The sequence below is a fragment of the Microbacterium sp. genome (genome assembly GCF_036277215.1).
Taxonomy (GTDB): Bacteria; Actinomycetota; Actinomycetes; order Actinomycetales; family Microbacteriaceae; genus Microbacterium.
This window is the reverse complement of record NZ_DASUNI010000244.1, coordinates 1-11,635: the sequence shown is the minus strand read 5'-3', so window position 1 is coordinate 11,635 and position 11,635 is coordinate 1. Positions and strand designations below refer to the sequence as shown.

Sequence of the window (11,635 nt, the reverse complement as noted above, 5' to 3'; positions counted from 1 at the left end):
ATCTCGACGGCGAGCTCAACGCCCGCGAGAACCTCTACATCTACGGGCGCTACTTCGGTCTGCCTGGAGCCGTCTGCGCGCAGAAGGCCGACGAGCTGCTGGCGTTCGCGGCGCTCGAAGACAAGGCGAAGAGCAAGGTGGATGCCCTCTCCGGCGGCATGAAGCGGCGGCTCACGATCGCCCGCGGCCTCATCAACGACCCGCGCATCCTGCTCCTCGACGAGCCGACCACCGGCCTGGACCCGCAGGCGCGGCACGTCCTGTGGGACCGGCTGTTCCGCCTGAAGGAGCGCGGCACGACCCTCCTGCTGACGACGCACTACATGGACGAGGCGGAGCAGCTGTGCGACCGCCTGATCGTCGTCGACAAGGGCAGGATCATGGCCGAGGGCACCCCAGCCTCCCTCATCCGGCAGCACTCCAGCCGCGAGGTGCTCGAGGTGCGCTTCGGGTCCGATCGCAACCAGCAGATCGAACCGCAGCTGCAGGGGATCGGCGATCGAGTCGAGGTGCTGCCCGACCGGGTGCTGATCTACGCCGAGAACGGCGAGCGCGCCCTCGAGCGGGTGAGCGAGCGCGGTCTGGAGCCGATCACCTCGCTCGTGCGCCGCTCCAGCCTTGAGGACGTCTTCCTCCGCCTCACGGGGAGGTCCCTGATCGAATGAGCATCCGACCGGGCGGTGAGCAGCGAGACGCGCAGGGCGACGAACCCGTGGTCGAGGCATCCGTCATCGCACCGCTCTCGATCGAAGAGCTGCGCGCGGAAGCGCTCGAGTGGGGGCGCAGACCACGCGCGTTCGGTGCCTGGTACGTCACCGAGCACATGGTGCGGGCGATGCGCGCGTACGGATGGACGATCATCGTGGGAGCGCTCGGCCAGCCGATCCTCTACCTGCTCGGGCTCGCGGTCGGCCTCGCCGCGCTCATCGACGCACCGGTCAGCGAGGGAGGCGTCGAGGTCTCGTACCTCGTCTTCGTGGCGCCCGCTCTGCTGATGACATCGACGATCGCGGTCGCGAGCGAGGAGTTCACGTACCCGGTCATGGCCGGGTTCAAGTGGCGGAGGTACTTCTTCGGGTTCAGCGCGTCCGCGCTCTCGTCCGCGCAGATCGCGACGGGCGTCGTCCTGGGCGCCGCCGCCCGCATGACCGTCGTCGCCGTCGCGTACACGGCGTTCCTCTACCTGTTCGGCGCGATCCCCGACCTGGCCACGGGCTGGTTTTCGATCTTCATCGCGATCCTCGCCGGGCTCGCGTTCGGCATCCCGCTCATGGCCTACGCCGCATCCATCGAGGACGACAAGGGCCAGTTCGCGCTGGTCCAGCGCTTCGTCTTCATGCCGATGTTCCTGTTCTCCGGCACCTTCTACCCCCTCGCCACCCTGCCGCTGTGGCTGCAGTGGATCGGCTGGATCTCACCGCTGTGGCACGCCACCGAGATCGGCAGGTGGCTGACCTACGGCCGTCCGATCGCTCCCGCGATGCTGATCGTCCACTTCGGCTACCTGATCGCACTCACCGTCGTCGGCTATCTCCTGGGCAGGCGCATCTTCGAGCGGAGGCTGGCGAAGTGACCGCTGCGACGACGACGCCGGCCACGCGCCGCGCCGGAGGAGTGCGTGCGCTCTGGGCCGGGAACCCCGGTGCCGTCGTTCAGCGCGGGCTTCTGGCCGCGCGGTCTTCGAGCTGGGTCGTCGTGCTGTCCGGCTTCTTCGAGCCGGTCTTCTACCTGCTGTCGATGGGAATCGGGCTGGGCGGTCTGATCGGGACGGTCGAGACCACGACCGGACTCGAGGTGTCGTATGCGGCGTTCATCGCGCCCGCTCTGCTGGCGGTCTCGGCGATGAACGGCGCGATCTACGACTCGACGTGGAACGTGTTCTTCAGGCTCAACTACGGCAAGCTCTACGAGGGCATGCTCTCGACGTCTCTCGGACCGTTGGATGTCGCGCTCGGCGAGATCCTGTACGCGCTGCTTCGCGGGCTGCTCTACGCCACCGGCTTCATGATCATCATGCAGATCGCGGGACTGAATCTGGCCTGGACGGCGATCCTCGCGATTCCGGCCGTCCTGCTCATCGCCTTCGGCTTCGCGAGCCTGGGGATGGCCGTGACGAGCTACATGAAGGCCTTCCAGCAGATGGACTGGATCAACTTCGTGCTGCTGCCGATGTTCCTGTTCTCAGCGACGCTGTACCCGATCACCGTGTACCCCGAGTTCATCCAGGTGCTGGTGAAGATCTTCCCGCTGTGGCACGGCGTCGAGCTGGTCCGCGGGTTGACCACGGGTGCGCTGTACTGGGGCATGCTCTGGCACGTGCTGTACTACCTCGTGATGATCGCCGTCGGACTCGTGTTCACGACGAAGCGACTGCGCGCGCTCTTCCTGGACTGACCGCTAGAGCGAGCCGGTCACACCCAGGCCGAGGTCTTCGTCGTAATCGACGTCCTTCGTCTCGGGCGAGAGGATCAGCGCGATGAGCGTGAGCACCGACATCCCCGACAGGTAGAGCCCCACCAGCCAGGGGTTGCCGCCGGCACCGGCCCAAAGGGCCACGGCGACGATCGGCGCGAGCGCCGCGCCGAGGATCGACGACACGTTGTACGCGATCGCCGACCCCGAGTACCGGACGTTCGTCGGGAACAGCTCGGGCAGCACGGCGCCCATCGGCCCGAAGCTGGTCCCCATCAGCACGAATCCGAAGATGAGGAAGGCCTGCACGAGAGCTCCGGTGAACTTCGGGTCGGCCTGCGGCAGCAGGAAGAGGCTGAAGGACAGGCCGAAGACGATGATGCCGCTGGTGACCCAGATGAGAAGCCGCCGGCGGCCGATGCTGTCGGCGATCGGGCCGGACAGGAGCGTGAAGATGCCGAAGAAGACCACGCCGATGATCTGCATGAGGACGAAGTCGGTGTAGCCGAAGCCGAGCCCGGGGTAGAACTGCGCCGCGAACGCGGTCGGATCGAAGGGCTGGCCGGCCGCCTCCGCTGCGGCCTCCGCGGCTGCGGAGGCCTGACTCAGATCGGCCGCCTTCGTGCCGTACGAGAGCGTGAAGTTCGTCATCAGGTAGAACAGCACGTACGTCGCCAGCATGATGAACGTGCCGAGGATGAGGTGCTTCCAGTGATGCCGGATCACCGCGCCGAGCGGGAATCTGCGGATGACGCCCTTCTCCTCGGCCTTCACGAAGGTGTCGGATTCGACCAGGCGCAGCCGCACCCACAGGCCGATGATGACCATGACCGCGGAGAACAGGAACGGCACGCGCCATCCCCAGGCGAGGAACGCCTCCGAGCGCTGGCCGGCGCCTTCCGGATGGGGCAGGAGCCAGTTGATGGCCAGGAACACGCCGTTGGCGATGATGAAGCCGAGCGGTGCACCGAGCTGGGGGAACGTTCCGTACCATGCCCGCTTGCCGGCCGGGGCGTTCTCCGTCGCGACGAGGGCTGCGCCCGACCACTCGCCGCCGAGGGCGAACCCCTGTGTCAGGCGCAAGATCAGCAGCAGCAGGGCCGCCCACCATCCGATCGCGTCGTAGGTGGGAAGGACGCCGATGAGGAACGTCGCGATTCCCATCGTGAGCAGGGAGGCGACCAGCGTGGCCTTGCGTCCGAAGCGGTCGCCGAAATGCCCGAACACGACGGCTCCGATGGGGCGCGCGATCATCGCCGCACCGAAGACGGCGAAGGATGCGAGCAGGGCCGTCGTGTCGTTCCCGGTCGGGAAGAACAGGATGGGGAACACGAGCACCGCGGCAGTCGCATAGACGTAGAAGTCGTAGAACTCGATCGTGGTGCCGATCAGGCTCGCCGTGATGACGCGCGAACGCGGGTTGGCGGGTACGGCGGTACCGGGGAGGGCTGTACTGGTCACGGGGGGCTCCTTCGTCAGCGCCAGATGAGGGCGATGCCGGCGTTCAGCAAGGCCAGGATGCCGACCAGCCAGAACGCGGCGGGCGGCATGGCGGCGCCCTTGCGCTGGCGCGACAAGCCCATTCCGAGGATCGCGCCGATGATCAGCAGGACGATCAGCTTGACGCCGATCTTCACGTAGTCCAGTTCGTACGAGATGCCCCACGGCGCCGCCAGGACAAGGCCCGCGACGCCGGCGATGGCGAGGCCGATGTTCATGAGCGGCGTCACCTGCACGCGTCGGTTGTACACCTCCACGGCCCAGGCACCGAAGAGGACCGCGAAGCCGCTCAGGTGCACGAGCACGACGATCGAGCGGAGTATCTCCAGGGGGTCCACGATCCCCACGCTATTCCGAGTGAGGAAGGACCGCCACCAAGGCACGCCTCAAGTGGCGACGCGATCTGTCAGGCTCGCAGCGCCCGGAGCACGAGAGCGGTCCGGACTGCGGCATCCGCCGCCTCGGCGCCCTTGTCCTCGTGCGAGCCGGGAAGCCCGGCGCGGTCGAGGCCCTGCTGTTCGTCGTCCAGGGTCAGCACGCCGAATCCGACCGGCCTTCCGGCGTCGAGTGCGACACGCGTCAAGCCGTCGGTCGTGGCGGACGACACGTACTCGAAATGCGGAGTGCCGCCACGGATGATGACGCCGAGGGCGACGACGGCGTCGGCTCCGCCGGCGAACGCGGCCTGAGCCGCCAGCGCGAGCTCGAACGATCCGGGCACGCGCACCAGCTGCCAAGACGCCCCCGCGGCATCCAGGGCACGCACGGCCCCGGCGATCAGCCCGTCCGAGATGACCTCATGCCACGTGCCCGCCACGATGACGACATCGAGTCCGGTGCCGTCGGTTCCGCCGACGATCGGCGCTCCTTTGCCGCTCACGCGCCGGCCGCCTCGTGCATCTGGGCGAGCGCGTCGGTGAGGTCGTCCTCGGCGATGATGTGGCCCATGCGGTCCCGCTTCGTGGAGAGGTACTGGTGGTTGTTGGGTCCGACGCCGACCAGCAGGGGCACCTGCTCGACGATCTCGAGCCCGAGCTCGCGCAGCTGCACCACCTTGTCGGTGTTGTTGGTCAGCAGGCGCACCTTCTCCACACCGAGGTCCGCCAGGATGCCCGCGGCCGCGGCATAGTCGCGCGCGTCGGCGGGCAGACCCAGCGCGAGGTTGGCATCCACCGTGTCCAGGCCGCGCTCCTGCAGGCTGTAGGCGCGCAGCTTGTTGATCAGCCCGATGCCGCGACCCTCGTGACCGCGCATGTAGATGACGACTCCGCCGTCCTGCTCGATCGCGTCCAGTGCGGCTTCCAGCTGCGGCCCGCACTCGCACTTGAGCGAGCCGAACGCCTCGCCGGTCAGGCACTCGGAGTGCACACGCACCAGGGGAGCGTCCTCGGAGAGGTCGCCGGACACGACCGCCAGGTGGTCCGTGCCCGTGACCCGGTCCTTGTACGCGAGGAAGCGGAACTGTCCGTGCCCGGTCGGGACGTTGGCTTCGGCGCGCAGGCTCACGCGCCGTCGGTGCGGTGAGTGGACGTGGGCGGCGACGGGCTCGTGCTCGTCGAGATACGCGACCAGCTGCTCGATGGTGATCACCGGCACCCCATCACGCTCGCCGAGCTCCTGCAGCCCGGGCAGGCGCATCATCGACCCGTCCTCGGCGACCACCTCGGCGATCGCACCGACCGGCTTCAGCCCGGCCAGGCGCATGAGTTCGACCGCGGCCTCGGTGTGCCCGCCGCGCTCCCGCACGCCGCCGTCGACGGCGCGCAGCGGCAGGATATGACCCGGCCGGATCACGCTCGTCGGCGTGGACTCGGGGTCGGCGAGCACGTTCAGGGTGTGCGCGCGGTCGGATGCGCTGATGCCTGTCGACACGCGGTCGGCTGCATCCACGCTCACGGTGTACGCCGTGCCGCGTGCGTCCTCGTTCACCTCGACCATGGGCGGCAGGTCGAGCCGGTCCGCCCACTCGGCGGGCATCGGGGCGCAGATGAAGCCGCTCGACCAGCGGACCGTCCATGCGATCCATTCGGGGGTCGCGAGCTCGGCCGAGAGCACGACGTCGCCCTCGTTCTCTCGGTTCTCGTCGTCGGCGACGATGACGGGTCGCCCGGCGCGCAGCGCATCGAGGGCGGCGGAGATCGGTGCAAGGCTCATCGTGAGCCTCCTTCCATGGCTGCGGCGAAGACCGCGTGCGAATCTGCGGGGGCGGCGGTGGTGGTCGCCCGGTCGGCGGAGAATGCCAGCAGGCGCTGCACATGCCGCGCGAGGATGTCAGTCTCGAGGTTGACCCGGTCGCCCGCTGCGCGGGCGCCCAGGGTGGTCGCTTCGAGCGTCTCGGGAATCAGCGACACCTCGAACCAGTGCGCGCCGGAGCCCGTCGAGGAGCTCGCCGGGCTCACGGCGCTCACCGTCAGCGACACCCCGTCCACCGCGATCGATCCCTTGTCGACGACGAGGGGGGCGAGGGATGCCGGGAGTGCGACGCGAAGGACGCGCCACTCGGAGCCCGGGCGGACCTCGATCAGCTCGCCCGTGCCGTCGATGTGACCCTGCACGATGTGACCGCCGAGCCGGCCGTGGGCGGCGGTCGCCCTTTCCAGGTTGACCGCGCGACCGGCGGCGACCCCGGCGAGCGTCGACATGTCGAGCGTCTGCTTCATGACGTCGGCGGTGAACCAGTCCTCACCGCGGTCCACCACGGTCAGACAGACCCCGCTGACGGAGATGGAGTCGCCGTGCGCGGCATCCGACACGGCTTTGGGCGCTCGCACGGTGAGGCGCACCCCGTCTCCGGAGGGTGCGACGGCCGTGACCGCCCCGATCTCCTCGACGATTCCGGTGAACATCAGCTGTCTCCCTCAGATTCGTGTCGGTGGGCCCGACGCGGGTTCGCGATGATCAGCAGGTCATCGCCGAGATGCTGGACCGATGCCACCGTCAGGCGTCGCTGCTGATCGATCGTGTCGACACCGAGCCGCCGCAGAGCGGGCCGGTCGGTTCCGTCCGCGCCGGAGCCGATGAGCGTCGGCGCGACATAGGCGAGCACCTCATCGACGAGGTCCGCGCGCAGGAACGCGCTCGCGATGGTGGGTCCGCCCTCGATGAACACGCGCTGGACCCCGCGTTCGCGCAGCTCGGCCAGCACTCCGGGGAGGTCGCCTCCCGGCCGGCTCAGGAACGGGTGCGGATGCCTGCGCACAGATGCACCGTCGGGCACACCGCGCTCGCCCAGCACGATCGGAAGAGGCTGCCGGTCGTACAGGCTCCCGTCCGGTCCGCGCGCGGTCAGCGCGGGGTCATCCGCCAGTACCGTCCCGGTGCCCACCACGATGGCATCGGCATCTGCGCGGCGCCGATGGACGTCGGCGCGCGCTTCCGGTCCGGTGATCCACTGGCTCGTCCCGTCGGATGCGGCCGCCCGCCCGTCGAGGCTCTGCGCCCACTTGACGGTGACGTGCGGTCGGCCGAGTCGCTGCACGGTCAGCCATGACGCCAGCAGCCGCCTGCCCTCGTCCGCGAGCAGGCCGGCCTCGACGTCGACACCGGCTTCCCGCAGTCGCTGGGCGCCGCCGGTCGACTCCGGGTTGGGGTCGGACACCGCGTAGATCACGCGCGAGATACCCGCGGCGACCAGCGCCTCCGAGCACGGGCCGGTGCGCCCGGTGTGATTGCACGGTTCGAGGGTGACGATCGCCGTCGCGCCTCGCGCGTCGCCGTCCCCGAGTTGCGAAAGCGCGTCGACCTCGGCGTGCACCGTTCCCGCGCCACGGTGCCAGCCCTCGGCGAGCACGTCGCCGGTCGGCGACAGGATCACCGCGCCGACCTGCGGGTTGACCCCGCGCGGGCCGTTCGCGGCGAGCTGGAGCGCACGCCGCATGGCGTCGCGCTCCACGTCGTTCACCGGCATCCGAATCCCTCGTTCAGGCTCCGGGAATGGCGAACGGCGGCGCGCCCGCGCCGCTCGTGCTGCCTCCCATCCGGACTCGCAGCAGTCGCCTGCTGCATCACCGTCGGTCCCGGAATTCCACCGGATCAGCCTCGGCAGCACCCGAATCGGATGCCGTTGCCCTCGGCTCGCGGACTGTCACCGCCGGTTCGGATTCTCACCGACCCCGGAGCACGTATTGCACTTGATTCTAGTCAACGCGGCACAGGGCGATTCATTCCATGTCGGTGAATGAAGCTGCCCGGGGAAACGGCGACTGAACGATTCCTGCGCGTGCCCGCGTGGACGGCGCCGGTGCCGTCGGGGGCACGTAGCCTTAAGACCAGGGGGAACGATGTCCGAGGGTCAGGGTCACGAAGCGATCGTGGCGCGCCCGTACGCCGACGTGCTGGTGATCGGCGGTGGCATCAACGGACTCGCCACGTTCCGCGACCTCGCCATGCAGGGCGTCGATGTCGCGCTCGTGGAGCGCTCAGACTTCGTCAGCGGCGCTTCGGCCGCGTCGTCGCACATGATCCACGGCGGCATCCGCTACCTAGAGAACGGCGAGTTCCGCCTCGTGCACGAGGCGGTGACGGAGCGCAACGGGCTGCTGCGGATCGCGCCGCACTACGTGCGTCCGCTGCAGACCACGATCCCGATCTTCTCCACCTTCTCAGGCGTGCTGACCGCGCCGCTGCGATTCCTCCGGCACGGCGGCGGCAAGCACCGCGCGCGGGGGGCGGCGCTCATCAAGATCGGCCTCGTCATCTACGACTCGTTCTCGCGCGGCGGCGGCCGTGTCGCGCGGCACGCGTTCCACGGCCGACGAAAGTCGCTGGAGCTGCTTCCGCACCTCAACCGCGGCGTGAAGTACACCGCCACCTATTGGGATGCCTCGCTGCACGATCCCGAGCGGCTCGCGATCGACGTGCTCCGGGACGGACTGGCCGCCGGCGGGGACCGCGCCCGGGCGGCGAACTACACCGCGGCGGTGGGGATCGTGGACGGACGCGTCGTGCTGCGGGATCAGCGGACCGGTGCGGAGACGCCGTTCACGGCATCCGTCGTCGTCAACGCGACCGGCCCGTGGACCGACGTGACGAACCTGGTGTGCGGCGAGCCGACCAACCACATGGGCGGGACCAAGGGCTCGCACATCGTGCTGGACCATCCCGAGCTTCTCGCTGCGACCGGCGGCCGCGAGCTGTTCTTCGAGCACAAGGACGGCCGCATCGTCCTCATCTATCCCCTCAAGGGACGGGTGCTGGTCGGCACGACCGACATCGAGCACGACATGAGCGATCCGATCGTGTGCACGGAGGCCGAAGTCGACTATTTCATCGATCTGGTCCGCTACGTCTTGCCCGACATCGTCGTGGATCGCGACCGGATCGTCTACCGCTTCGCCGGCGTGCGACCGCTGCCGGGCCACGGCGAGCTCGCGCCGGGCTTCGTGTCGCGCGACTACCGGATCGAAGCGTCGCCCCTCGCGGGGCGGGCGGATGCGACCGTCCTGAGCCTCGTCGGCGGCAAGTGGACCACATTCCGCGCCTCGGCGGAGCACCTCGCCGACCGCGTGCTCGACCTGCTCGCGCAGCCGCGACGCAGTTCCACGAAGGGCGTTGCGATCGGCGGCGGCCGCGGTTACCCCATGACCGAGCGCTCCCGGATGCAGTGGATCAACACGCACCGCGACGGCCTGAGCTTCGAGCGCGTCGCCACTCTGCTCGACCGCTACGGCACGGTCGCCACCGACGTCATCACGGCGATCGCCGACGACCCCGACGATGAGGCGCTGCGCCTGCTGCCGTCGTACAGCACCGCGGAGCTCTCGCACCTGGCGCGGACGGAAGGCGTCGTGCACCTCGACGACGTGCTCATGCGGCGCACCAGCCTCGCGTTCACCGGCGCCGTCACGGCGGAGTCCGCCGCCGAGGTGGCGTCGGCGATCGCACCGGTGATGCGGTGGGATGCCGCCCGGTGCCGTGACGAGGTGACGCGCGGGCTCGAGATGGTCCACGCCGCCGATCCGAGCTGGTCGGCCGAGACGTCGAGCCGTTCCGCGGCGTCGCGATAGCCTGACCGGAGCCGGCGGGACAACGACGCCCGGCACTCGCGGAGGAGGCCACGTGTCCGACCATGTGCTGGCGCTCGACCAGGGGACGACATCGACGAGGGCCATCGTCTTCGACGCGAGCGGCGGCACCATCGCAGTCGCGCAGCGCGAGCACGAGCAGATCTTCCCGCGGGCAGGTTGGGTCGAGCACGACCCGATCGAGATCTGGACCAACACGCAGTGGGTGATCGCCGCCGCGCTCGACGAAGCCGGCCTCTCACCGCGAGACTTCGCCGCGGTGGGCATCACGAACCAGCGCGAGACCGCGATCGTGTGGGACCGCCGGACCGGCCGGCCCGTCACCAACGCCATCGTCTGGCAGGACACTCGCACCCAGCCGCTCATCGACCGGCTGGCCGCTGATGGCGGCACCGCGCGGTTCGCCGAGACCACCGGTCTTCCGCTGGCGACATATTTCTCCGCATCCAAGATCGCCTGGATCCTGGAAAACGTTCCGGGCGCGCGACGAGACGCCGAGGCCGGACACCTGCTGTTCGGCACACCCGACACCTGGCTCATCTGGAACCTCACGGGCGATACGCGCAGCGGAGCGCACGTCACCGATGTCACGAACGCGAGCCGCACGCTGCTCATGGACCTGACCACCCTCGACTGGTCCGACGAACTGCTCGCGGTCTTCGGCATCCCTCGTTCTCTGCTGCCGGAGATCGTGTCGTCGTCGGGAGTTGTGGGGGAGGTGCGCGAGCCGCCGGCGGCGCGCGGCATCCCGATCGCCGGCATCCTCGGCGATCAGCAGGCGGCCACCTTCGGGCAGGCGGCGTTCGACCCCGGACAGTCCAAGAACACGTACGGGACCGGCAACTTCCTGCTCGTGAACACGGGCGCCGAGATCGTGCGCTCCCAGCATGGGCTTGTCACGACGGTGGCGTACCGGTGCGGCGACGAGCCGGCTCATTTCGCGCTCGAGGGTTCCATCGCGGTGACCGGCTCGCTCGTCCAGTGGCTGCGCGATAATCTCGGCATCATCAGCTCCGCACCGGAGGTGGCCCGGCTCGCATCGACGGTGGACGACAGCGGGGGCGCCTACTTCGTCCCGGCGTTCTCGGGGCTCTTCGCTCCCTACTGGAGGCCCGACGCGCGCGGCGCCCTGGTCGGCCTCACCCGCTACGTCAACAAGGCGCACATCGCGCGGGCGGCGATCGAAGCGGCGGCGTTCCAGTCCCGCGACGTGATCGACGCGATCGTGGCCGACACCGGGCGGGAGCTCTCCGAGCTGCGGGTCGACGGGGGCGGTTCGCGGGACGACCTGATGATGCAGTTCCAGGCCGACATCCTCGGCATCCCGGTCGTGCGCCCGGCCGTCATCGAGACGACCGCGCTCGGCGCCGCCTACGCGGCCGGGCTGGCGACCGGAGTGTGGCCCGACCGCGACGCGCTGCGCAGTCAATGGCGCGAGGGCAAGCGCTGGGAACCCGCGATGCCGGCGGAAGAGGCCGCTCGGCGGGTGCGGCTCTGGCGGAAGGCGGTCTCGAAGTCGCTCGACTGGGTCGACGACGACGTGACCGCGCTGTCCTGATCCCCCGGGCGGGGAGCGAGGAGCCTCAGCCCCGGTCGTTGAGCGAGGGAGCGCAGCGACCGAGACGAAACGCCCGCCGTTCCCCCGTCCCGGTCGTTGAGCGAGGGAGCGCAGCGACCGAGACGAAACGCCCGCCCAGGTA

11 protein-coding genes and 1 riboswitch are annotated in these 11,635 nt (G+C 69.4%); of the genes, 5 read left to right on the top strand and 6 right to left on the bottom strand.

Annotated features, from left to right (window positions below; all coding sequences use genetic code 11):
* From VFX99_RS12355 to VFX99_RS12345, 3 genes are all read left to right on the top strand, one after another.
* The coding region (locus VFX99_RS12355) for an ATP-binding cassette domain-containing protein (protein ID WP_329666592.1) at positions 1–665 on the top strand (665 nt) is incomplete at its 5' end.
* A complete protein-coding gene (locus VFX99_RS12350; RefSeq protein WP_329666591.1) occupies positions 662–1,573 on the top strand; it encodes an ABC transporter permease in 912 nt (303 codons plus the stop codon). The genes VFX99_RS12355 and VFX99_RS12350, both read left to right, overlap by 4 nt.
* Positions 1,570–2,394: an ABC transporter permease gene (locus VFX99_RS12345; protein ID WP_329666590.1), complete on the top strand. Its 825-nt coding sequence runs from the start codon at positions 1,570–1,572 to the stop codon at positions 2,392–2,394. Before VFX99_RS12350 ends, VFX99_RS12345 begins: the two co-directional genes overlap by 4 nt.
* A gap of 3 nt (positions 2,395–2,397) precedes the next feature.
* Here the strand turns inward: VFX99_RS12345 and VFX99_RS12340 are convergent, their stop codons facing one another.
* From VFX99_RS12340 to ribD, 6 genes are all read right to left on the bottom strand, one after another.
* Positions 2,398–3,873, bottom strand: coding sequence for an MFS transporter (locus VFX99_RS12340; RefSeq protein WP_329666589.1), 1,476 nt, complete (start codon positions 3,871–3,873; stop codon positions 2,398–2,400).
* A 14-nt stretch (positions 3,874–3,887) separates the two neighbouring features.
* Positions 3,888–4,241 carry a Fe-S protein gene (locus tag VFX99_RS12335; RefSeq protein ID WP_329666593.1) on the bottom strand — a complete coding sequence of 118 codons (354 nt, stop codon included), beginning with the start codon at positions 4,239–4,241 and terminating at the stop codon, positions 3,888–3,890.
* Between the two features lie 77 nt (positions 4,242–4,318).
* Positions 4,319–4,792, bottom strand: coding sequence for a 6,7-dimethyl-8-ribityllumazine synthase (gene ribH / locus VFX99_RS12330; RefSeq protein WP_329666588.1), 474 nt, complete (start codon positions 4,790–4,792; stop codon positions 4,319–4,321).
* Positions 4,789–6,066, bottom strand: coding sequence for a GTP cyclohydrolase II (ribA, locus tag VFX99_RS12325; protein WP_329666587.1), 1,278 nt, complete (start codon positions 6,064–6,066; stop codon positions 4,789–4,791). The genes ribH and ribA overlap by 4 nt, the downstream gene beginning before the upstream one ends.
* Entirely contained in the window at positions 6,063–6,758 is a 696-nt protein-coding gene (locus tag VFX99_RS12320; RefSeq protein ID WP_329666586.1) for a riboflavin synthase, read from the bottom strand. The genes ribA and VFX99_RS12320 overlap by 4 nt, the downstream gene beginning before the upstream one ends.
* On the bottom strand, positions 6,758–7,819 hold the full coding sequence (gene ribD, locus VFX99_RS12315) for a bifunctional diaminohydroxyphosphoribosylaminopyrimidine deaminase/5-amino-6-(5-phosphoribosylamino)uracil reductase RibD (RefSeq protein WP_329666585.1): 1,062 nt from the start codon (positions 7,817–7,819) through the stop codon (positions 6,758–6,760). The genes VFX99_RS12320 and ribD overlap by 1 nt, the downstream gene beginning before the upstream one ends.
* A 53-nt stretch (positions 7,820–7,872) precedes the next feature.
* A riboswitch (FMN riboswitch) is annotated at positions 7,873–8,036 on the bottom strand.
* A 156-nt stretch (positions 8,037–8,192) separates the two neighbouring features.
* Here ribD and VFX99_RS12310 point away from each other — a divergent pair.
* Together VFX99_RS12310 and glpK are read left to right on the top strand one after the other, a co-directional pair.
* Positions 8,193–9,917 carry a glycerol-3-phosphate dehydrogenase/oxidase gene (locus VFX99_RS12310; RefSeq protein WP_329666584.1) on the top strand — a complete coding sequence of 575 codons (1,725 nt, stop codon included), beginning with the start codon at positions 8,193–8,195 and terminating at the stop codon, positions 9,915–9,917.
* 52 nt (positions 9,918–9,969) lie between these two features.
* Positions 9,970–11,493: a glycerol kinase GlpK gene (glpK, locus tag VFX99_RS12305; RefSeq protein WP_329666583.1), complete on the top strand. Its 1,524-nt coding sequence runs from the start codon at positions 9,970–9,972 to the stop codon at positions 11,491–11,493.
* The last annotated feature ends 142 nt before the right edge of the window (positions 11,494–11,635 follow it).

Excerpts from the sequence above, each read along its gene's own strand:
- VFX99_RS12350 (WP_329666591.1), top strand. The coding sequence starts at position 662 with ATGAGCATCCGACCGGGCGGTGAGCAGCGAGACGCGCAGGGCGACGAA.
- ribA (WP_329666587.1), bottom strand. The coding sequence starts at position 6,066 with ATGAGCCTTGCACCGATCTCCGCCGCCCTCGATGCGCTGCGCGCCGGG.
- VFX99_RS12320 (WP_329666586.1), bottom strand. The coding sequence starts at position 6,758 with ATGTTCACCGGAATCGTCGAGGAGATCGGGGCGGTCACGGCCGTCGCA.
- ribD (WP_329666585.1), bottom strand. The coding sequence starts at position 7,819 with ATGCCGGTGAACGACGTGGAGCGCGACGCCATGCGGCGTGCGCTCCAG.
- VFX99_RS12310 (WP_329666584.1), top strand. The coding sequence starts at position 8,193 with ATGTCCGAGGGTCAGGGTCACGAAGCGATCGTGGCGCGCCCGTACGCC.